This is a genomic window from Gammaproteobacteria bacterium (genome assembly GCA_024235095.1).
Taxonomy (GTDB): Bacteria; Pseudomonadota; Gammaproteobacteria; order Competibacterales; family Competibacteraceae; genus UBA2383.
In genome coordinates this window covers 688,567-711,573 of record JACKNC010000001.1, presented here as the reverse complement: position 1 = coordinate 711,573, position 23,007 = coordinate 688,567, and the positions used below count along the sequence as shown (strand labels likewise).

The window sequence follows — 23,007 nt, the reverse complement described above, 5'->3', positions numbered from 1 at the left end:
CTCCGGTATCAGTGGAAAAACAGAGTTCCCATCTTGAATATTCTTCACTGTCATCAGTGGATGCTATTCTGGATGGGTACGAAGGATCAGCGCAGTGCAAGCCTGGAACGTGGCTATGTAGTACTATCACTCTTGGTCAGCAGCTTTCTAAATCTCAGCGAACGGCATCTACTGCCACTGCTACACCTACTGAAGCGTCGTGGCTCGTCACAAGCGTGACTACTACCGAACCCGTTAATACCTTGCGTTTTTCTTATCGGTTTGTTGAAGGCGGCGAAGGATTTTTACGAGTCTTCGTTAATGAGAATACGGTACGGGAAATTGACCAGCGGTATGTTCCGCCCGTCTCTACGGAACCCGAAAGTATCTACATTGGCGAGCTTCCCGCTGGAACCTACAAGATCGCCTTCCGCTTAGACGGTTACGGAGCCAGCCCCAGCGGTATTGAGCTGACGGGAGTAGAGCTGGGGCTAGAGACTCTGGTTGAGGATAGCGGCTATACCTTGACCACTTTCAAAGCCGGTACAGGAACCGGCACGGTCACCGGCACGGGCATTAACTGCGGTAGCGACTGCACAGAAAGCTACGCCAGCGGAACCGCCATCACCCTCACCGCCACGCCCGCCAGCGGCTCGACCTTCGCCGGCTGGAGCGGCGCGTGTTCAGGTAGCAGTACTTGCACCGTCACCATGGATATCGAAAAGAGCGTCACCGCTACTTTCAACATCATTCCCGATCCCGGCCCTGCTCCCGATCCCACCTATACCCTAACGGTGAATGCCGCTGGCACCGGTACCGGCGTCGTCACGGGCGGCGGCAGTTACTTGGCAGGGGCAACGGTCACGCTCACTGCCACGGCAGACGCCAACAGCACCTTCACCGGCTGGAGTCCCGCTCCCTGCGCCGCTAGCTTCCCCATGCCAGCCCAAGCGCTCACCTGCACAGCGACTTTCACGCTGAACAGCAGCTACACCGTGACCGCTACGGCGGGAGCCAATGGGACGATCACCCCCGCCTCGCAAACCGTGAACCACGGAGCCACGACCACGTTCACCGTCACCCCGGACACGGGGTACAGCGCCGCCGTCACCGGTTGTGGGGGAGCCTTGAACGGAACCACCTACACCACCGGCCCGATTAGCACCGCTTGCACCGTCAGCGCCACGTTCAGCGCGAACCACTACACCGTCAGCGCCACGGCGGGAACCAATGGGACGATCACCCCCGCATCACAGACCGTGAACCACGGAGCCACGACCACCTTCACCGTCACCCCGGACACCGGTTACAGCGCCGTGGTCACTGGTTGCGAGGGAACCTTGAATGGAACCACTTACACCACCGGCCCGATTAGCGAAGCGTGCACGGTGACCGCTCATTTCACCACCATTCAACATACGCTCACCGCGGAAAAAGTCGGTGCGGGCGACGGTACCGTGGTCAGCATCCCAACCGGCATTGATTGTGGCAGCGCCTGCGCAACTCGCTACGCCCAGGGAACCGTCATCACGCTGATGGCCCTGCCCGACTCTGACTCCCTCTTCGCCGGCTGGACCCCCACCCTGTGTGGAACTCCCCTCACCCTGTCGGCGGACACGACCTGCACCGCGCATTTCATCCTCAACAGCGCCGCTAATGACCGTGATCATGACGGCATCCCCGACCCGGTCGAACTCCAGGAAGGCTCCAACCCCGACCTCAAGGATAATGACGTATTCGCCAATGCCCGGTTCTTCGTCATGCAGCAATACCGGGATTTCCTCCAACGCGAAGGCGACGACAGCGGCATTGAGTACTGGACGGGCCAACTACAAAACGGCGCGACCACCCGCACTGCCATCATCCAGGGTTACCTCGCCTCCCCTGAATTCGGCCAAACCGTCTCCCCGGTCGCCCGGCTCTACTTCGCCTACTTCAACCGCATCCCCGACACCGGGGGCCTGAACTACTGGATTGAGCAATACCGGGCGGGTTCCGGGTTGGACACGATCTCTCAAGCCTTTGCCAGTTCGCCGGAATTCCAGCAAACCTATGGCGCTTTGAGTCATCGTGACTTCGCGATTCTCGTCTATCGCAACGTGCTCGGTCGGGAACCGGACAACGAAGGATTGAATTTCTGGGTTGAACAACTCAACAGCGGCGCATTCACCCGAGGGCAACTGATGGTCGGTTTTTCAGAATCGCCGGAATATCGTCAGATGATGAACAACAAGATCATGGTGACCTTGCTCTACCTGGGCATGTTGCAACGCGCTCCAGAAGCAGGTGGCTTTGACTATTGGGTTGAGGTACTGGACAGCGGTCAGTCTTCCGCCGGCCTGATTGACCACTTCCTGCACAGCAACGAGTATTACCAACGGTTCTTGCCGTAATACCGTTCTGTAGCCATTCAAAGCTTCATCCAGTAACAGCGATCATCGGATCACACTGGATGAAGCGGCTAACTATAGTGGATCCCGAAAATCGGACAGTGGTTTAAGACTGAAGATGGATAGTATTTTAGATTATACCTTTCATCGTCGGGAGCAAGGTCTTCACCTCATAACTGTTAATGGCAATGGTTTCCACAACTGACATGAGCGGCTATACACTGAGTCGTTCCAGCAGAAAAACCGAAACAAAGGTCTGCCAAAGACTTGTCCAGCGTCGTTCAAAACCGGTATCGGTCTTTTCCAGCGCCGAGACGACCACGATCTTGGCCAGCTCGCGACAAGCGGCTACCGCCTCCTGGCCTAAAGGGTTTCGCCAGTTGACCGACGCTTTTTGATCCAGGGCGTCATGGCCTGGCCATGAACCATGCGCCGTCTTATTCTTTTCATCATAGACATGAATGCGGGTGATTATGAAATCCATCCCTCTCTTCGTGCGGGTCACATGGGCTGGAGCATACGAATCCTGAAGCGCATGAAAAGCATACCCCAGCGGTCCAGCGACGAAGTTCTGATTAAAGTTTCGGGTTGAGCCGGCCTTAAACAGTTTACGCAAGCTGACGGCGGCTTCTTTGCCGTTGCTGGCAACCCACCGCTTGCCCAATTCGTAGGCCTGTCGCTCGCTTTGACCATCAGCTCGCATAAAGTGGTGTTTTTGTCCGCCCGAACGCCAATGCCCGGCGGTGATCACGTCGAGCACATCACGATTAAGCGCATGATGAACCGTATATTCAGTCAGTAAAGGACCGAGAAATTTGAGATTGGGGGGTAGGCCCTCGATGAATTGAGCGAGCGCCTCCCTGCTCAGCGCTTCGTGGCCGAAAAGCTTCATGAGAATCTCCTGAAGGTCCGATCGCTCGGACCTGGTTGTCAATAGATGGAGAGCATTACGGACGTAACTCGGCGCGAATTTCCGTGATATCGCTGCGCCCATTATTGCTGTACACCGCAAACCACCACGTCCCAGCGGTTAACGCCGGCGTGGCGGCGGGGGTAACGATGATCTCGGGACCATTGGCCACGCCGGCGCTGAAATCGAAATTGAGTTTGTCGGGCGCGTTGTCCCGCCGCACGTAAAGCACGACATCATCAGGCGTTTGCACAGCGATGCGTAGATCGCGATAAAGAGCGCCCGCCGGAACCTGTATGGCGAAGACCAAAGGATCGGGGTCATACACGTAGAAGTTTTGCATGGAAAACACCTGTCCGCCGCCCGGTAGCGTTTGTGTGGTAACCGGGTCGGACCAGGTAGCGGTCACTGCATAGGCGGCGGCGCTGTATCCATAGACGCCGATATACACGGACTGAGGCCAGGGGCCGGGGAGCGGCCCCCACGGCGAGCCGATGCTGTAAGCAAGATACTCCTGAGAATGGCCGCGTCGCCGGCTGTTGGTCGTAGTGACTCCCAGGGCAGGCGGCTGGCTGCCGCCATAATAGAGGTCGGCGTCGCCGGGTCCATTACCGGTAAGCGTTATTTCCAGGTGGGTGGCGTTCGTCGGCAGCGTGAGGGTGTAATACTGCCAGTCCCCAAACCAGACCGATCCGGTTTGCGGTACGCCATTGGCGAGCGGAATGTCGCTGCCCATCACCGGCGGCGGACCGGCGCAGCAGGATAGCGTCGTATTCAGATCAAAGTCAGCGTCCTGGGGGCCAGGAGTATGTACTCCAAAGTACCAGGTCCCTGCGCTCAACGGAGGGGTGCTGGCGCTGTTGAGGGACAGCGTGTGTACAATATTGCTATTCTGCAACTGGATCAGCGCGTTATTGAACCAGGGTGGCGCATCCTTCTGGACATACACATGGGCTTCGCCGCCGCCGGTGCGCGTCACTTCCAGCAACAAGTCGGCGGCGTTCGCCGGTACATCGAGGGCATAGAATTGCCAGCCGCCCGGTTGAACGTTCTGCCAAGGCGCGCTGGCGACCGGTCCCGGCGGCGCGATGCCGGTTGGCCCGGAAGGATGGAGAAGGCCATGCAAGGCTTGTAGGTCGTACACCGAAAAGGCGCGCAATCGATAAGGAGCCGACGAACCGCCGCTGTACTCCACGAGAATCCGCCACTCGCGGTTCAGCAGACTGCCATTGGTGATCGTTACGCTTTCATTGCTGGTGCCGGGCGTGGCCTGGTTGGCGTAGAAGACCCATTGGTTGTGCTGGTTCGACCAATAGGCCAGCTGCAAATCGGCGTCGCCAGGACCAGCGCTTTCCATCTCAATATGCAGACTGCGCAGAGCCGGCGGCCCCGTCGGCGTAAACCGATACTCGCGGTGGTTGCGTAGAAGCTGTGGCGAGACTGCGCCTTCGACCGTGACTGCATTATCCAGCGTGACTGGCGGCGGCGGTTGAAAATAGCCGGAGAGGTCGATCCGGTAGTCCTTGATCAACCGATACAACTCGCGTCGAATTCTTTCGAGATCGAGCGCCTTCTGCAACTTCCGGCTCTTGTTCTGGGCGTATTGGGCCTGTGCAAAGCGGTATGACGCTAAGTCGGCATCGGTCAGTAACCAGTCGTAGACATCGCCATCTTCCTGTTTGATCAGCAACGGGCCTTCCACTTGCAGCACGGTCTGGAGGACTTCCAGGGCGGGATCGTCGGCATCGGTGATATTTAACTGACCGCCCACCACCAGGTAGTCATCCTGAGAGGTCTCAGCAATAATATGTTCCAGGAGATCATTGGCTTGCGCCAGGCGCTGTTTAGGTTCCGGGGAGAAGTGGGTATTGATCACCCACAAGTTCCTTTTGCCGGGTAGATCAATCAAAGCATAGAGTGAACGACCGTCGCCTTCTTTTGTTTCCAGACGATTCCAGACGCCGTATTTGGCGATGCTGAAGCGGCTGATCACGCCGCTGGGAAGGGGAGATTTGGCGTCATACACATGGGAGAATTCAGCGCCGAAGGTGGTTTTTACCCAATTCTTGATCGCCGCCTCGCTGTTATCTCCGACAGCAAGATTTTGAAAGAGCGCCACTGCGGGTTGGTCGCCAGCGTAGTCAGCGGCTGAATCGTTGGCCAACAGGATGCGTAGCGGCAACTCGTCCGCCCAGACTGGCCCGACCAGCAAACCCCACCATAATCCCAAGCTCATCGAGAGCCACTGGAAAGTTCTGAATTTCATTGACTTCGTCCTCGCGCAAACATTAGAGACGTTAATGAATGGCTTGCTATTCGCTGTTGGAGGCAGCGGTTTTTTAGCGGAAGGCGACTTTATGTTTGTGTTTAGCCATCGGATATCGCCACTGTACCGCTTGCGAAGCAATTTTATTGCAAGGCAAAGACCATTTCGGTCAAAAGTCCTGTGAGCACTAAGAAATGGTCTGCGCTTTAGTGAAAATCCAAAGTGAGTTGCGATAAGCAGCGGACCAGATTGGTTCGATCACCCGGCTCAAATTGATTCGGAGGTATCAATATGAACCTGGGAATTAAAATTGGCTCTTCGAAGGTTCTTGTGGAGCTAGGCGAAGCTGATCAGGACTCGCTGTTTAAAGTTGGCAAAATTGCGAAAACCGTAACCCACGCATTTCACTACTTTAATCGAGTTATTAATCCCTTCAATCACCTTACCACCTATCAGTTCCTCATCATGGGGCAAATCGGGTAGATAAGGAGGTAAGGGGAGTTCCATCCGAAGTCGCCTTTCCAGCACCCGCAGACCGCGCGTGAACCAGGAAACGGCGCTCCGGGCGAGTTTTCGAAAGGTCCAATGCTCGGGATCGGTTTGCGCGTGCGTTTTTTTCCAACGGCGTGGGATGATCGCGCGCATCGTCTTGGCCGACCCGGACACACCCATGCAGGGCCAGCGTCATGATCAGCAGCAACCGGTCGAGCCGATCTGCGGCCTGTAACTGCGTGTCTTCTCATTGAAAACCGCGATTTTTGAAATCGGAGAACAGCGGCTCAATCCCCCACCGACTGGCGTAATCCTGGACGGTTGTGCGATTCGGCGGGTCCTTCATGGCGATGATCCACGGTTCCGGATGCCCCAGTTCCTGCCAAATAGCCAGGTTCGTCGGCACACCCTCCCGAAAGAGCCATACATGGGATAAATAGCGTTCCGAATGGCCCTGAGCCAACGCGCCCGTCGTCGTGATGTCCCCAAATCCAGGATCGACGATCAGATTCCCTTTTAACCGTAACCGATAATGCCAGCCCGGTTGCGCATCCAGCCACCGCAATAAGTCAACCGAGGGATAAAAACGATCCGCGCAGAACAAGACCTCGACCCCTGCGGGAAGCCAGGCACACACCCGCTCCAGAAGGGTGTGCTGTGCCGCAAAACCGACATCCGCCGGGCCGGCTTCCACGGTCCACGCCAACGAGAACTGATAGGTGGTGAGGGACTTGATGCTTGGCGACACTGCTGAAGTTCGGGAAGTGATATAATCTTTACCCTTCACGGACTCAGGAAATCTGGCATTATGAATGATTCGTCTTACACCTCGTCGAGCATCACGGTCCTGGAAGGACTGGACGCCGTGCGCAAGCGGCCGGGCATGTATATTGGCGACACGGATGACGGCACCGGCCTGCATCACATGGTGTTCGAGGTAGTGGATAACTCCATCGACGAAGCGCTGGCGGGTTACTGCTCGGAAATCAATGTGATCATTCACGCTGACGAATCCATCACGGTCACCGACAATGGCCGCGGCATTCCCACGGACGAGCATTCCAAAGGCCGTTCCGCTGCTGAAGTCATCATGACCGTGCTGCACGCCGGCGGCAAGTTCGATGACAAATCCTATAAGGTTTCCGGCGGTCTGCACGGTGTAGGCGTATCGGTGGTCAATGCGCTGTCTGAGTCTCTGCGGTTAACTATCCGCCGTGATGGCAAATTACACCAACAAGAATACCGGCTCGGCGATCCACAGGCACCGTTGCGGGTGACCGGCGAAACCGATTCGACCGGCACCGAAATTCACTTCAAACCCAGTTCAGCCGTCTTTACCCACATCGATTTTCATTACGACGTCTTGGCCAAGCGCTTGCGCGAATTGTCATTTCTGAATTCCGGAGTGCGTATCCGCCTCCACGACGAACGGACCAGCAAGGAAGACTGTTTTGAATATCAGGGCGGAATCAAGGCATTCGTCGAACATCTAAACCGCAACAAGACGCCGCTACATGAACAGGTGTTCTATCTGGATGCGGCCCGTGACGATATCCGGGTTGAGCTGGCGATGCAATGGAATGATTCCTATCAGGAAAATGTATTCTGCTTCACCAATAATATTCCGCAACGCGATGGCGGCGCTCATTTAGCAGGTCTGCGCGGCGCATTGACCCGTACGCTGAATCAGTACATGGAGGCGGAAGGGATTCTGAAGAAGGCTAAAGTGGAGACCAGCGGCGATGATGCCCGCGAAGGCTTGACCGCGGTGTTGTCGGTGAAACTGCACGATCCAAAGTTCTCCTCGCAAACCAAGGATAAGCTGGTGTCTTCCGAAGTCAGGCCAGCAGTCGAATCGGTGGTTTCGGAAAAGTTGCAGGAATATTTGCTGGAGAATCCTGGAGAAGCCAAGGCAATCACTAGTAAAATTGTTGATGCGGCCCGCGCCCGCGAGGCAGCGCGGCGCGCCCGTGAAATGACCCGGCGCAAGGGCGCTCTGGATATCGCTGGACTGCCGGGCAAGCTGGCGGATTGTCAGGAGAAGGACCCGGCATTGTCGGAACTGTTTCTGGTCGAGGGCGATTCCGCCGGCGGCTCGGCCAAGCAGGGCCGCGACCGGCGCTTTCAAGCGATCCTGCCGCTCAAGGGCAAGATTTTGAATGTGGAAAAAGCCCGTTTTGACAAGATGCTGGCGTCTGTTGAGGTCGGGACGCTGATTACCGCTCTCGGTTGCGGAATCGGACGGGAGGAGTTTAATCCCGACAAGGTGCGCTATCATCGCGTGATTGTCATGACCGATGCAGATGTTGATGGATCACATATTCGCACCCTTTTACTGACATTTTTCTATCGGCAAATGGCGGAATTGATCGAGCGCGGTCATGTTTATATTGCGCAGCCGCCGTTGTACAAAGTCAAAAAGAGCAAGCAAGAGCAATATGTCAAGGATGACGCCGAGTTGTCCGCCTATCTGCTCCAGACTGCGCTCGAAGGAGCCATGCTGGTGGCGAAAAATGGTGAAATCGCTCCCCTGAGCAGTGCAGCGCTGGAAGAAAGGGCGCGAGATTATATGACTGTCATAGCAATGATTCAGCGCTTATCCCGCCGTTATGACGCCGCTTTATTGGAGCAGCTCATCTATCAACCACTGTTGAGCACTGGCGAATTGCATGACGAATCCGGTCTCAGCGTATGGGCCGCGCGCCTGATCAAGCGGCTTAACGATGGACAAGATGCGCGTTCGACCTATGAAGCAGTGGTTGAACCCCATGAAAATGGCAGTGATTACAGCATCATCATTATTCGTCGCGCACATAGCATGATTCGGCAAGTTCGGTTAACGGCAGAGTTCTTCGCTTCCCCGGAGTACGCCGCTTTGACGCAGTTCGGCGCTGGATTAGCAGGCTTTTTTGAACAGGAAGGCACCGAGGTGCGGCGCGGCGAGCGGGCGCAACCGGTCAATCACTTCCGCGCGGTTATGGACTGGCTGCTCGATGAAGCCAAGCGGGGACAGCATATTCAACGCTACAAGGGCCTGGGGGAAATGAACCCGGATCAACTTTGGGAAACCACCATGAATCCGGAAACCCGCCGCCTGTTGCAGGTGCGGATCGAAGATGCCGTGGCTGCGGATGAAGTATTCACGACCTTGATGGGCGATCAGGTGGAGCCACGCCGGGATTTTATTGAACAGAACGCTCTGGATGCATTGAATCTGGATATTTGAGGGTAAGGCGCGCACTCAACCTTCGTCTGCTTGCGGGAGAGAGGAGTGAACGCTTGCAAAATCCGGGATTTCTACCTAACTTCTGCGCTAACCTGACGGTTTTCCTGACTATTTTACTGGCCGAGTTGTTTGCGCTGGTGTTGGCGCTGAGCGAAGCTGACCGGTTGGGTGACTTCTGGAATCGTCTAGCGCTGATTTCCCTGTTCGTACAATGGGTGGTGCTGGGCGCTGCTGCAGTTCTCTGTCTGTGCAAGCGCTGGCTGGCGCGGATGGGACCCGCTGCAACGACTTTAACGGTACTGGGTCTTACGCAACTGGTCACCCTGAGTTTCTCACTTATTGGCGGCGGATTTCTGGCCCCATCACCAGAATTGGGTGTTCCTCCGCTCACTTTCATTGCTCGTAACTTGGCGATTTCCGGTATTATCACCCTGATCGCCTTGCGCTATTTCTATATCCGCCACCAGTGGCAATGGCAGATCAAAGCTGAATCCCACGCTCGTTTGCGCGCTTTGCAGGCCCGTATTCATCCTCATTTCCTGTTTAACACGCTTAATACCATTGCCAGCCTGATTCCCGGTCAACCTGCTCAGGCTGAACAGGCGGTATTGGACCTGGCGGATTTGTTGCGTTCGGCGCTGACCAATCGCAGTTCGATTTCCCTGGCTGAAGAATTGGAATTGACGCGCCGTTATCTGGCTATTGAACACTTGCGCATGGGGGATCGACTGAGAGTGGACTGGCGACTGGCCGAGGATTTGCCTCTCGATACCCCCTTGCCGCCACTGGTGTTGCAGCCGTTGGTTGAAAACGCTATTCGGCATGGTTTACAACGATTACCGAAAGGGGGCACGCTGACGCTGTGCATCGACAAGCATTCCGAACGGTTATGTTTTACTCTGACTAATCCTTGTCCGGTCGTCGATGGCGAATCGGGTCAGCGTATTGCTCAGGACAACATTCGCCAGCGGTTGAGTTTGGCCTATCCCCGCTCCCCTCCCCTGGAGATTGTTAAATCGGCTGGTTGCTACCAGGTCACGTTCACGATTCCGTTGCGGGAATGAGGGAAGTAACGGCGAGTGATTCATTGAATTAAAGAATAATTTATATAATAGGTTATCTGTCCGTCATGCGTATTTTGATCGTTGATGACGAACTTCCGGCACGCGCCCGCTTGCGTGAACTGCTGAATCGCCTGCCCGATCATGAGTGTTGCGGCGAGGCGGGCGCCGGGGCTGATGCCCTGCGCCTAGCGCAACGGCTTAATCCCGATGTCGTACTGCTGGATATTCAGATGCCGGGGCTAAATGGTTTGGAAACTGCACGGCGGATGGCGGAAATGGAGCAGCCGCCTGCGGTGGTGTTCACGACTGCATACAGCGATTATGCGCTGGAAGCTTTCGATGCCCAGGCGATTGCTTATCTATTGAAACCGGTGCGGCTGGAACGGCTGGAGCAGGTGCTGACCAGCGCCCGCCGCGTCAATCGCGCGCAGTTAAGCGGGTTGGCGGCGGACCAATCGATAGATAGCGGTCGCGCGCATATTCGCGCTCGGATTGGGCAGCGTCTGGATTTGATTCCGTTGGCGGACGTGTTTTATTTCCAGGCGGATCAGAAGTATGTCACGGTGCGCTACCGCCACGGCGAGGCGTTGATTGAGGAATCGTTGAAAAACCTGGAACAGGAACTGGGGGCGCGGGTGGTGCGGGTTCATCGTAATGCGTTGGCGGTGGCAGTCCATATTGCCGGGTTGGAGAAAGCTGCTGATGGGAGCGTAGCGCTGGTTTTTCACGACATCCCTGACCGGCTGGAGGTGAGCCGCCGCCATCTTCCAGCGATTCGCCAATTCTTCAAGGAGGTTTGAATGCGTGGGAAGAAGAGGGTAGCGAATACGCATGGATCTAAAACTACTCTTGTCTTTATAGCGCTCAACAAGCTATCATTCGCGCTCCAAAAATCGCCGGAATAGCTCAGTCGGTAGAGCAGCTGATTCGTAATTAGCAGGTCGGAGGTTCGATTCCTCTTTCCGGCACCAGCATAAACAACGCCTTACGCCACTATCCCGCCAAGCGTTTTTCAGCTCTGCGTAATTTCTGCGTAACCCGTTCCTCAAGCCGATCCATCGCGGCTGAAATATGTTCGCCCGACTGGTGGGCATAGCGCGGCCAGCGTCTTATGTCTTGAGATACGCTGCGCCGTCTCTAAAGCGCAGGCAACTGCGTCGGCGTCACCCGACGCAGAAAACCTGCAAACCATGTCTCGCCGGGCAGCAGGCGCTGCGCAACACTGCGATAGGTCTTTTGACTCAGCATCACCTCGCCAAAGGGCTGGGGTGACGGGCAGAGATAAAACAGGCCAATCACCGCCAGATACAGCGTCATCGTGCCAAAGGGTTGTTTCATACTGCCCAAGCTGAAGGCGGTGCCAAAGGATTTTTTCAGCAACTTCTTGCCGAACAGATTAACGCTGTAAAACTCGTCCAGCAGTAAGTGGACGAGAAAACCCAGAGTGATAAAGCTGCCGCACAGCCAAGCGTGAGTAACTGACGCATTAAAGACATGATAGGCAACGGCAGTGGTGATCAATCCGCAGCAAGCGCCCATGGGAATGGAATGAAGCAACCCACGATGGACGGTGAAGTGATCGAGCAGTTCAAAGACGCCATAACGAATCAGCACAAAGCAGCCGATCCATAGCAGGATCAGTTCCGTCAAGGAATAGCGGGATCCGAAGGTAAACACCACCAGAAAGCCGGCGATCACCGCCAGCGCCATGAAAGCAAGGCGCACGGGAATGGAGTGCGGGGAATCGATATCCGGCAACAATCCGCCGATCACGCCCAGCACGAAGTAGCCAATGATCGCCTGGTGGGGAAACTGGCCGGTCATGACCAGCACGGTAGCGGCCAGGCCGCTGACCGCCGCCGCTCCCATCAGGTGGGTATTGAAATCGGCCATCCGTCCCGGTTCTCAACCCTGCTGCAACAAATTGCGCAGGTCGATGATGGCTGCGTTAGCGCGGGATATATAAGAGGCCATGATTAGCGAGTGGTTGGCCATCGGCCCAAAACCGGTGCCATTGAGAATCATCGGACTCCAGATAAACGCCTGGGTATTCTCCAGTTCACGGATGATCTGTTGGAGAGAGACCAGGGCGTTCTTTTTTTGGAGGACATCGCGGAAATCGATTTCCAGGGCCTTCAGCGTGTGCAGCAACGCCCAGGCGTAACCGCGCGCCTCGAAGAAAATGTCATCGATTTTCCACCAGGAGGTTTTTACCTCAACTTGACCCGGAGTGGGTGTGGACTGGCGAGCGTTGGGATCGCCAGCCAAATCGGTATTGATGCGGGCTTGCCCCACGCTGGCCGCCAACCGTTGCGCCAGACTGCCCAACCGCTTCTCGGCGACCGCCAAGTAGGCGCTCAAATTGTCAGCGCGAGTGAAGAACTGACCATCATGGGCTTTTTCATCAGCCAGTCGCTCCAGGTAACGGTACAGGGCGTTTATGCCTTTGCGGTATTCCGACTCGGAAGACGGCAGAATCCAGGATTCTGAATCGTAGTTGAATTGCGGCTCGGCAACCTGCAAATCCTTGTCCTCGACGGACTGGGTCTGGGAGCGGCTGAAATCGTTACGCATCGAGCGCGCCAGATCTCGCAGTTCAGTCAGAGCGCCAAATTCCCAGTTGGGAATGTTATCCAGATAAACTCCTGGCGGGGTCACATCATTACTGAGATAACCGCCGGGTTTATCCAGCAGAGTTTCGGCAATGCGAATCGCGGTGGCGGTCGTCACGTAGCCAGGCACTAGTTTCTTTTGTTCGTTCTTCGCCATAGCCAATGCGCTCTGGTGAACGTCGAACTCGCTGGGCGAACGCGACCAGACAAAGCCGAGCACGATCACGACAATGACGTAGGTGATTAGAAACAGGCCCAGTGTCCACCACAAGCCCTTCTCTTTCCAGGTGCGCGGATTGTAATAGGTGGCAACCTTAGTGACTTTATTACCCAGGTTCGGTTTATTCGCGGATGTGGAGGATGGATCGGTCATCGTGGGTTCCTTGTTCGGGTGGATGTTCACAATTGCTGGATTTTAGCCAACTGCTCTTCCAGCTTGGCGATAGCGGTTTGGAGTTCAGCCACGCGGGCGCGTTCCTTTTCCACGACCGCCGCCGGAGCGCGGCCCAAAAAATCGGCGTTGTCGAGTTTGGCCGCGCCGCGTTCGGCATCCTTGCGCAGCTTGGCGATTTCTTTGTCGAGCCGGGCGGTTTCCGCAGCTTTATCGATCAGACCAGACAGCGGGATGAGCGCCTTCATACCACCGACTAGGGCGGTGGCCGCTTCTGGTGCCGGCTCATCGTCATCCAACCAGGCCATCGTATCCAGTCGCCCCAGCGTTGCCAGCGCCCGCCGGTGCCGTTCCAGCCGCTGCCGGTCTTCGTCTGAACCATGCTGGAGCAACACCGGTAGTGGTTTGCCGGGAGCGATATTCATTTCAGCGCGGATCCGGCGCACCCCACTGAGGAATTGTTGCAACCATTCGATGTCGCTCACTGCCGCCGCGTCGACCAATGTTGGGTCAGCCTGCGGGTAAGGTTGGAGCATGATGGTGTCGCCCGCAGCCCCCGCCAATGGCGCGACTCGTTGCCAGATTTCTTCAGTAATGAACGGCATCAAGGGATGCAACAGGCGCAGCAACGTTTCCAGCGTCTGAACCAGCGTTTGCCGGGTCCCGCGTTGAGCCGCTTCGGAGCTGGCTGGATCGTTAAGCACCGGTTTGGATAGTTCCAGATACCAGTCGCAAAACTCGTTCCAGGTAAATTCATACAGCGCTTGGGCCATTTGGTCGAAGCGGTAGTCCCGTACAGCGGCGTTGGTTTCTTCAATCGTCCGCTGCAAACAGGAGCGAATCCAGCGGTCGGCCTGACTGAGTTCAATTCCACCGCCAGTCAAACCGGTATCTTGCCCTTCCGTGTTCATCAGCACATAACGAGCGGCGTTCCACAGCTTGTTGCAAAAGTTGCGGTAACCTTCAACCCGGCCCATATCGAACACAATGTCGCGGCCCGTTGTGGCCAAGGCGGCGAAGGTGAAGCGCAGCGCGTCGGTGCCGTGGGCGTGAATACCGCTGGGAAATTGCTGGCGGGTGCTTTTCTCGATGCGCGGGGCCATTTGCGGTTGCATCAATCCGGTGGTGCGCTTGGCGACCAGATCATCGAGCGCCACGCCGTCGATGATATCCAGCGGGTCCAGCACATTGCCCTTGGACTTGGACATCTTCTGGCCTTCGTGATCCCGCACCAGACCGTGGATGTAGACCTCCCGGTAAGGCACATCGCCCATGAACTTCAGGCCCATCATGATCATCCGCGCCACCCAGAAGAAGATGATGTCGAAGCCGGTGACCAGAACGCTGGTAGGGTAGAAGGTCTTGAGCGCCCCGGTTTGCTCCGGCCAGCCCAGGGTAGAGAACGGCCAGAGCGCCGACGAAAACCAGGTGTCCAGCACATCCGGGTCTTGCTCTAATGCTACGTCTGACCCAAGCCGGTGTTTCTCGCGGACTTCGGCTTCGCTGTGACCCACATAGACCTTGCCGTCAGCGTCGTACCAGGCCGGGATACGATGGCCCCACCAGATTTGCCGGCTGATGCACCAGTCTTCGATGCGATTCATCCAATCAAAATAGGTCTTGTCCCAGTTTTCCGGGATGAACTTGATCTTGCCGGTTTTCACTGCGGCGATGGCGGGACCGGCCAGCGGCGCGGCTTTCACATACCATTGATCAGTGAGAAACGGCTCGATCACCGCATGGCTGCGGTCGCCGCGCGGGATCATCAGCTTGTGCGGTTTCGTCTCTTCAAGCAGTCCCAGTTCCTCCAGATCGCCGATGATGCGCCGGCGAGCCTCGAAACGATCCAGACCGCGATAGGCTTCGGGACCATTGTCGTTGATTCGGGCGTCGGGCGTGAAGACGTTGATCAGCGGCAATTGGTGGCGTTGGCCGACGGCGTAGTCGTTGAAGTCGTGGGCTGGGGTGATCTTGACGCAGCCGCTGCCGAAGCCGGGATCGACGTACTCATCGGCGATGATAGGGATATTGCGCCCGGTCAGCGGTAGCGCCGCGTGAAGGCCGATCAGATGTTTGTACCGCTCATCGTCCGGGTGAACGGCGACCGCAGTGTCGCCCAGCATTGTTTCTGGGCGAGTCGTAGCGACGATTAAATCGCCGCCGCCCTCGGCCAGAGGGTAGCGGATATGCCAGAGGAAGCCGCTTTCCTCGGCGCTGACGACTTCCAGATCGGAGACAGCGGTATGCAGCACCGGGTCCCAGTTGACCAACCGTTGACCCCGGTAGATCAACCCTTCTTCATACAGGCGGACAAACACTTCACGCACTGCGGCTGACAAACCGTCATCCATGGTGAAGCGTTCCCGTGCCCAGTCCACCGATGCGCCCATGCGTCGCAATTGCTGAGTAATAGCGCCGCCGGATTCCGCTTTCCAGGTCCAGACCCGTTCGATAAACGCTTCGCGGCCCAGATCGTGACGGGTCTTGCCTTCGCCAGCCAGTTGTCGCTCGACCACCATTTGCGTGGCGATGCCGGCATGATCGGTGCCCGGCTGCCACAGGGCGTTGTAGCCGCGCATCCGGTAATAGCGGGTCAGCGCGTCCATGATAGTGTCCTGGAAGGCGTGGCCCATGTGCAGGGTGCCCGTGACGTTAGGCGGCGGGATCATGATGCAGTAGGGCGCGCCCTGGCCGCTGGGCGCGAAGCAGCCGCGCTCTTCCCAGAAGGCATACCAGCGCGGTTCGATGGTGTGGGGTTCGTAAGTCTTGTCCATGTGCGGTCTTCGGATGGTGAGAATCGGCGGATGTGGCGCAGCCAGCAAAAGTTTTTAACCTTGCAAAAAGTATAACCCAGTTAGCGGGTGTGCGGGTTCGCTCCAAAAAGCGAACCCCATGAAAAAACCCGCTGTTGAGCGGGTTTTACCGATGCGATCCGCGCCGAGAGCGACTATTTCTTTTTAGCGGGTTTCCTGGGGGATGCGGGTTCGACCGCAATGGCCAGGTCCTCGGTGTAGGTCAGCAAAATCTGATCGCCCACGTCAAGCCGGCTGATATCGACATCCTTGGGCGCCCGCACGGTTAATGTCCGCTCCGGCCCCTGAAGCGTCACTTTGCGGGTCTTGTGGTCAATCGCCAGGACGTTGGCGATGATTTCCACGGTATTGCGCACGCTGCCGGCCGGCTTCTCGCCCAGCGCGGCGCGATCGCCGCTCAGCGTTTCCCGCTTGTTGGTCAATCCGCCTGAGGTGTCCCGGCTGAACCGCACCGCCATGGCTTCGGTGTAGCGAGCGACGACCTGATCGCCCACCCGCACCTGCGGCAGGTTGCGGACTTCTTCGCCGACATGGATGGTAAACGGCTTGCCACCTTTGGGCTTCAACGTCACCAGGTGCTGTTTGAGATCGACTGCTTTCACGGTGGCGGTCATGGTGGTGACCTCACGCTCCTGGATGGCCGGAGTCGTTGCCGGTTGGGGAGTGGGCGCTTTTTCCATCGCGGCTTTGTCCTTATCTCCACCGTACAGGGAGGCGCAACCGGTGGTGAATAGCAGTCCCATCGCTGCCAGGGCTACAACAGATTTGTTCATTGATGCTCTCTTGGCCCACTTGGGCATTTTTCGGGGTTGATTATCATCACAATATATCAAATATTAAGTGGATAACGTTAATTCCATTGAAATTGTCCTTACTGTTGCCCATCACACATATTGCCCCTGAACCCATAGCGCGTACTATGACCGGATTATCCCTCACCGGTTGATGCGGAGGCTGAGTACATTACGCCCGTCCTCACGACGATAGCGCGCTTCGTCCACCAAAGTTTTAATGAGCAAGATGCCCAGCCCGCCCGGTTGACGTTGCTCCAGTTCCAGAGTTGTATCCGGATCGGGACGGGCTAACGGATCGAACGGCGGACCGTGATCGATGATTTCCACGGTCAGCCCGTCGGCCCGGATGGTAACTTCACAAAATACGGCGCCATCAGCGCGTGTTTGCTCGTCATAGGCATAACTAAATACATTGACCAGCGTTTCTTCCACTGCCAGTTCCAGCCGGGAAATCTGCGCTTCGACCAACTGGGCGTTCTGGGCGATCTCGCGAATATGATCGAGAAGCGCCGGTAAATGATCGAGTTCAGCCGGCAGCTGCAAGCGGACGGTTTTTTCGTCGAAATTTTCAGGCGTCACGTTGTTTGCGCCTCCACAGTCGGTTCGGCAAGAGAATCCGGATGCGCCACCGCTAACAGAGTTAAATCGTCGCTCTGCTCAGCTGATCCTACATGCGTGGCCACCGCGACTATGATTTTCTCGATCAGCTGGCGCGGATGGGCAATATCCGTTGCGCGACAGACCTCCAGCAACTGCCAGGAATCGAAACATTCACCTGCGGCATTCATGGCCTCGGTGACTCCATCGGTGTACAACAACAGCATATCTCCTGGCGGCAAGCGGAGCGTCGCTGAAGCGTAGCTCCAGTTCGCTTCGACGCCGAGCACCAACTCTGGCGCAATCTTCATGAATTCGGCGCTGCCATCGGCATGGCGGATCAACGGCGGATTATGTCCCGCATTGCCAAAGGTCAGAACACCGGTTTCCGGGTGCAGCGCCGCTGCAAAAAAGGTTACAAACAACAACCGGTCGTTCAGGACACACAATTCACGATTGACTTGTCCCAAAACCCCAGCGGGATCCGGAGTCGTCGTAGCCATGGCCTTCACCAACGTTGTGGTGACCGCCATCATCAGCGCGGCGGGAACGCCCTTGCCCGCAACGTCGCCGATGCACAAAAACAGCCGTCCATCCGCCAGCCAGAAACACTGGAACAAGTCGCCACCCACCTCGCGCGCCGGCTCAAACCAGGTTGCGACTTCCAAACCACCCTTGGCCGCCAAACTGACTGGGTCGTGCGGCAAAAAGCTGTCCTGAATGGCGCGGGCGATTTTCAGTTCGCTGTCGATCCGCGCCTGTACTGCCCGAGTTTCAGCGAGGATATCCAGTTGCCGACACAACGCCTGGCGCATTTCGGCAAAGGATTGGGTTAACACCCCGACTTCGTCATACGTGCGCGGCGGCGGGATCGCCACCTCCAGATCGCCGCCGGCAATGGCGGTGCTTTTCTCCGTTAGCACCAGCAAGGGTCGGGTAAACTGGCGAACAATCAGCACCACCAGCGCCAGCAGTAGTAATAACCCGGCGGCGCCAATAAGAATAACCTCACCGGCTAATGTCTGCAGATTCGCAAACAACTCCTCCTCACCGAATACGACGCCAATCGACCAATCGGTTCCAGGCAAGGGCGTAAAGTAAATCCGGGCCGGCTTTTGTAGGTAAGGACTCCACAGGGCGGCAAAGCCGGTTTCGCCCCGGATCATTCGCTGGCCGATCTCCAGCAAGTTTTGATTCTTCTGAAAGCGCGCCACATCAAAGATCGTTTCGGACATATCCCGTTGTGTATCCAGGTGGGCCAGATACCGGCCATCGCCGGACAGGATGAACACATACCCCGTTTCAAAAATCCGTAGACGCTGGATAGCGGTCGCCAAAGTACTTAAAGAAAGTTCCGCATTTACTATGCCGACCCTCACCCGTGCGTCATTCTCCATGCGATAGACTGACACCGTGTAGGCGGAGACTGCTTCACCCGTGTCAGGATTTAGGAAGGGTTCGCTCCATATCCCCTGTTCTGATGTTTTCGAGGAGGAATCCTGAATCATCGGCTCCCGATTCTCTGGGGCCATGGTCACTTTGCAAGCGACTTTGGAATGACTATAGCGACAGCTCAGGATTTGCGTCCGGATTTGCGAAGGAATCGCTCTGTTGATCGAGTCCAGCGCCACGGTTACCACATTGCAGTAGGAACTGTCCATGATGGCGTCCGTAGCCACCGTGCGTAATGCCTCGGCATCTTTTCCCTGTTGAACAGTTTGCGCCAACTCGGATGCAACCGCTGTGATATCCGCCAAAATACCTTGCAGGTTGCCAATAATCGCACTGCTTAAACCCGCGATGGCGGCGTTGACGCTGTTCAGCATGTGCTGATGCGACTTCTGATAGTCATAATAAAATGCCGTGACAAACACGAGCGCCACCGCACTCACCAACGCCAGCGACAGGCGCGTCGCCAAACCCAGACGAACTTGCACCGGGGGTTGAACTGGCCTCTCAGCGGTCTTGCCGACTAATGCTTGCTCGGGTTCCAGCGCCATTTGTCCATCCGTTTCGTTCCGTTCTCGCTGTTGAAAAATCGCTTGCCGCCGGGCGCAACCACACCCGATTCCTATTAAAGAATAGGCTAGACTGTTTATGAACCAATAGCCGTATTTCCCAACCCGAAGACTCGAACGCCACTTGCGGAGCGCTGCCATCCTGACCGTCGCGACTTCTCCATCCACCACGGGTTGGCGGGCTTCCCTAAGGCTAGGCTTTCAGCGTTGCAGTTCTCGCACGGTTCTAGGTCAATGCGCTCATCAAGGTCCCTTGCGGGTGCAGCGGCCATTCTATCCCGAAGGATCGGAGGTCTGTCATGTCGCTATTCTCCATCCTCCTGGCGGGGTGGTCGGTGGTGATGAGTTACAGGTGGATGCACAGATTGAAACCGGCGCGCACACCCTGCTCACCACACCAGCCGCAGGCAAGTTCTACCGCAGCACCGGCCCCCTGGCCAGGCAAATTCAACAATTGACAGTCACCGCTGGCAGTGCGCTGGAATGGCTGCCTCAGGAGAATATCGTTTACAGCGGTGCGCAGGTCCATACCCTGACCCAGGTTGAGCTGCACGGCGACGCCCGCTTTCTGGGCTGGGAAATTCTCTGTCTGGGCCGGCCCGCCGCCGATGAAACCTTTACGACAGGCAAATGCCGGCAAACGCTGGAACTCTGGCGCGATGGCGAACCGCTCTATCTGGAACAGGCAAACTATACAGGTGGTGATTCCGCGCTTAACGCCGCCTGGGGTTTACAAGGTCAACCGGTGAGCGCTACATTGCTATGCACTCCCGCCAAGACCGCTACCACCCCTGTGGGGGAGGGTTGGGGTGGAGAGAGTGACGCCATTCGGGCTGCATGGAATAGTCACCGCTTGCTGGACAACGAGCGGGTCGCTGTGACCCAGCTGGATGGCGTACTGATTGGCCGCTACCTCGGTCCTTCGACTTCGCGCGCCCAACGATTTTTTATCCTGGCATGGGAGTTATTGAGACCGTTACTATTCAACCGTCCCCCCTGTCCTCCACGCTTCTGGAATACCTGATCGCAACTCGAGAACGCCCATGGAACTCACTCCCCGCGAAAAAGACAAGTTATTACTGTTTACCGCCGGCATGTTGGCGGAACGGCGCAAAGCCAAGGGTCTGAAACTCAACTACCCGGAAGCCGTCGCCTATCTGTCCTGCGCCCTGTTGGAGGGCGCGCGGGAAGGGCAAAGCGTGGCCGAATTAATGAGTCATGGCCGTACCCTGCTGACCCGCGATGAGGTGATGGAGGGCGTCCCGGAAATGATTCCCGAGGTGCAAATCGAAGCGACTTTTCCCGATGGAACCAAGCTGGTTACCGTCCATCACCCGATTCCTTGAGGAGATACCGCATGATTCCCGGTGAAATCATCACTGTTGACGGCAACCTCGAATTGAATGCCGGTCGTCGCGTCACTCATCTGAACGTCGCTAATACCGGCGATCGGCCCATTCAGGTCGGTTCACACTACCACTTTGCCGAAACCAACCCCGGCCTACGTTTCGACCGGGCGCTGGCGCGCGGCTGCCGGCTTGATATTCCCGCCGGCACAGCGGTACGTTTTGAACCCGGCCAGGAACGCGAGGTGGATCTGGTGGATTATGCGGGAACCCGGGAAGTCTACGGTTTCCGCGCTGAAGTAATGGGATCGCTGGAGAAGCAGCCATGAGCCGCATTGACCGCTGCGCTTACGCAGAGATGTACGGCCCCACCACCGGCGACCGGGTGCGGCTGGGAGATACCGAACTGTGGATCGAAGTCGAACGCGACGATGCGCTTTACGGCGAGGAAGTGAAATTTGGCGGCGGCAAGGTGATCCGCGATGGCATGGGCCAGTCGCAACGCCCCCAAGGCGGCGGAGCGGTCGATATGGTGATCACCAATGCGCTGATCGTCGATCACTGGGGCATTGTCAAGGCCGACATCGGTATCAAGGATGGGCGTATTTCTGGCATCGGTAAAGCCGGCAATCCCGACATCCAGCCGAATGTGAATATCATCATCGGTCCCGGCACCGAGGCTATTGCCGGCGAAGGATTGATCGCCACCGCCGGCGGCATCGACAGCCATATTCATTTCATCTGCCCACAACAGGTCGAAGAAGCGCTGATGTCCGGCGTGACTACGATGATCGGCGGCGGCACCGGGCCAGCTACCGGCACCAATGCGACGACCTGTACGCCGGGTCCCTGGAATCTGCGGCGGATGTTGCAGGCGGCGGAAGGTTTACCGATGAATCTCGGCTTTCTCGGCAAAGGCAACGCCAGCCAGCCCGCCGCGCTGGAGGAGCAAATCGAAGCCGGGGCGATGGGCCTGAAACTGCATGAGGACTGGGGAACGACCCCGGCGGCGATCGATAATTGCCTGGCGGTCGCCGAGCGCTATGATGTGCAGGTGGCGATTCATACCGATACTCTGAATGAATCCGGTTTCGTCGAGGACACGCTGGCCGCCTTCAAGGGCCGGGCGATTCACACCTATCACACTGAAGGCGCCGGCGGCGGCCACGCTCCGGATATCATTCGCGCCTGTGGCGAAGCCAATGTGCTGCCCTCCTCCACCAATCCTACCCGGCCCTACACGGTCAACACGGTGGACGAACATCTGGACATGCTGATGGTGTGTCACCACCTCGACCCCGGCATTCCCGAGGATGTGGCTTTCGCCGACTCGCGCATTCGCCGCGAGACCATCGCCGCCGAGGATATCCTGCACGATCTGGGCGCGTTCTCGATGATCTCGTCCGACTCGCAAGCGATGGGCCGGGTCGGCGAAGTGATCACCCGTACCTGGCAAACCGCTCACAAAATGAAGGTGCAGCGAGGCAACCTTTTACCGCCCTCTGCCCCAGAGGACGAAGCGAGCCATCCTGCCGACAATTTCCGGGTTAAGCGCTATATCGCCAAGTACACCATCAATCCAGCGATCACCCACGGCATCGGCCATCTGGTCGGCTCGCTGGAAGTGGGTAAACTGGCGGACATCGTGCTGTGGCGGCCCGCGTTCTTCGGCGTGAAACCAGCGCTGATCATCAAGGGCGGCTTCATCATCGCTGCGCCCATGGGCGACCCCAACGCTTCCATTCCGACACCGCAACCGGTGCATTATCGACCCATGTTCGGCGCCTTCGGCGGCGCGCTGGCTGCGACCTGCCTGACCTTTGTTTCCAAAGCGGCTTTGAATAGCGGCGCGTTGGATACGCTCGGTCTGCATCGCATGCTGGCCGCAGTTCGCGACACGCGCACAGTCAGTAAACGTGACCTGATTCATAACGATGCTCTGCCCAAAATCGATGTTGATCCACAAACTTATGAGGTGCGGGCAGATGGCGTCCTGCTGACCTGTGAACCTGCCGCTATTCTGCCTCTGGCGCAACGCTACTTTTTGTTCTAATAATTGACTGGAGAAAAACGAGGGGAAGTCCGCCGCCTCACTCATTATGCATCAAC

The 23,007-nt window shown here is 57.0% G+C and carries 18 protein-coding genes and 1 tRNA gene; 9 read left to right on the top strand and 10 right to left on the bottom strand.

All coding sequences use genetic code 11. The features are described 5' to 3' along the window. Positions 1–215 precede the first annotated feature (215 nt). On the top strand, positions 216–2,372 hold the full coding sequence (locus tag H6973_03025) for a DUF4214 domain-containing protein (protein ID MCP5124629.1): 2,157 nt from the start codon (positions 216–218) through the stop codon (positions 2,370–2,372). Positions 2,373–2,583: 211 nt separating this feature from the next. Here H6973_03025 and H6973_03020 read toward each other — a convergent pair whose 3' ends face one another. The 4 genes from H6973_03020 to H6973_03005 all read right to left on the bottom strand — a co-directional run bounded on the left by H6973_03020 (position 2,584) and on the right by H6973_03005 (position 6,785). Next, entirely contained in the window at positions 2,584–3,261 is a 678-nt protein-coding gene (locus H6973_03020; protein ID MCP5124628.1) for a hypothetical protein, read from the bottom strand. A gap of 55 nt (positions 3,262–3,316) precedes the next feature. Then, positions 3,317–5,545 (bottom strand): hypothetical protein, encoded by a 2,229-nt coding sequence (locus H6973_03015; GenBank protein ID MCP5124627.1) that lies wholly within the window; start codon positions 5,543–5,545, stop codon positions 3,317–3,319. Positions 5,546–5,881: 336 nt separating this feature from the next. Next, positions 5,882–6,190 (bottom strand): transposase, encoded by a 309-nt coding sequence (locus tag H6973_03010; GenBank protein MCP5124626.1) that lies wholly within the window; start codon positions 6,188–6,190, stop codon positions 5,882–5,884. 94 nt (positions 6,191–6,284) lie between these two features. Next, a complete protein-coding gene (locus H6973_03005; protein MCP5124625.1) occupies positions 6,285–6,785 on the bottom strand; it encodes a transposase in 501 nt (166 codons plus the stop codon). A gap of 60 nt (positions 6,786–6,845) precedes the next feature. Here H6973_03005 and gyrB point away from each other — a divergent pair, with 60 nt between their 5' ends. The 4 genes from gyrB (at position 6,846) to H6973_02985 (ending at position 11,298) form a co-directional block, all read left to right on the top strand. After that, on the top strand, positions 6,846–9,263 hold the full coding sequence (gene gyrB / locus H6973_03000; protein MCP5124624.1) for a DNA topoisomerase (ATP-hydrolyzing) subunit B: 2,418 nt from the start codon (positions 6,846–6,848) through the stop codon (positions 9,261–9,263). A gap of 53 nt (positions 9,264–9,316) precedes the next feature. Next, on the top strand, positions 9,317–10,327 hold the full coding sequence (locus H6973_02995) for a histidine kinase (protein MCP5124623.1): 1,011 nt from the start codon (positions 9,317–9,319) through the stop codon (positions 10,325–10,327). Positions 10,328–10,392: 65 nt separating this feature from the next. Then, positions 10,393–11,127, top strand: coding sequence for a response regulator transcription factor (locus tag H6973_02990; GenBank protein ID MCP5124622.1), 735 nt, complete (start codon positions 10,393–10,395; stop codon positions 11,125–11,127). A 95-nt stretch (positions 11,128–11,222) separates the two neighbouring features. Further along, positions 11,223–11,298 (top strand) — tRNA-Thr (locus H6973_02985). Between the two features lie 166 nt (positions 11,299–11,464). Here the strand turns inward: H6973_02985 and H6973_02980 are convergent. From H6973_02980 to H6973_02955, 6 genes are all read right to left on the bottom strand, one after another. Beyond that, positions 11,465–12,220, bottom strand: a complete 756-nt coding sequence (locus tag H6973_02980) for a metal-dependent hydrolase (protein MCP5124621.1) — start codon at positions 12,218–12,220, stop codon at positions 11,465–11,467. 12 nt (positions 12,221–12,232) lie between these two features. Next, complete coding sequence (locus H6973_02975; GenBank protein ID MCP5124620.1) at positions 12,233–13,312, bottom strand: DUF2333 family protein; 1,080 nt, start codon at positions 13,310–13,312, stop codon at positions 12,233–12,235. Between the two features lie 26 nt (positions 13,313–13,338). Then, the gene (locus tag H6973_02970) at positions 13,339–16,104 is read right to left on the bottom strand and encodes a valine--tRNA ligase (protein ID MCP5124619.1); all 2,766 of its coding nucleotides are present in this window, start codon (positions 16,102–16,104) and stop codon (positions 13,339–13,341) included. A 173-nt stretch (positions 16,105–16,277) separates the two neighbouring features. After that, on the bottom strand, positions 16,278–16,916 hold the full coding sequence (locus H6973_02965; protein MCP5124618.1) for a hypothetical protein: 639 nt from the start codon (positions 16,914–16,916) through the stop codon (positions 16,278–16,280). Positions 16,917–17,078: 162 nt separating this feature from the next. After that, entirely contained in the window at positions 17,079–17,516 is a 438-nt protein-coding gene (locus H6973_02960; protein ID MCP5124617.1) for an ATP-binding protein, read from the bottom strand. Then, complete coding sequence (locus H6973_02955) at positions 17,513–19,534, bottom strand: SpoIIE family protein phosphatase (GenBank protein MCP5124616.1); 2,022 nt, start codon at positions 19,532–19,534, stop codon at positions 17,513–17,515. The genes H6973_02960 and H6973_02955 overlap by 4 nt, the downstream gene beginning before the upstream one ends. 160 nt (positions 19,535–19,694) lie before the next feature. Between H6973_02955 and H6973_02950 the strand changes: the two genes are divergently transcribed. The 4 genes from H6973_02950 to ureC are packed head-to-tail and all read left to right on the top strand — an operon-like array spanning position 19,695 to position 22,951. Then, a complete protein-coding gene (locus H6973_02950; protein MCP5124615.1) occupies positions 19,695–20,576 on the top strand; it encodes an urease accessory protein UreD in 882 nt (293 codons plus the stop codon). Between the two features lie 19 nt (positions 20,577–20,595). Beyond that, positions 20,596–20,898, top strand: coding sequence for an urease subunit gamma (gene ureA / locus H6973_02945; protein MCP5124614.1), 303 nt, complete (start codon positions 20,596–20,598; stop codon positions 20,896–20,898). Positions 20,899–20,909: 11 nt separating this feature from the next. Continuing rightward, a complete protein-coding gene (locus H6973_02940) occupies positions 20,910–21,227 on the top strand; it encodes an urease subunit beta (protein ID MCP5124613.1) in 318 nt (105 codons plus the stop codon). Beyond that, entirely contained in the window at positions 21,224–22,951 is a 1,728-nt protein-coding gene (gene ureC / locus H6973_02935) for an urease subunit alpha (GenBank protein ID MCP5124612.1), read from the top strand. The genes H6973_02940 and ureC overlap by 4 nt, the downstream gene beginning before the upstream one ends. The last annotated feature ends 56 nt before the right edge of the window (positions 22,952–23,007 follow it).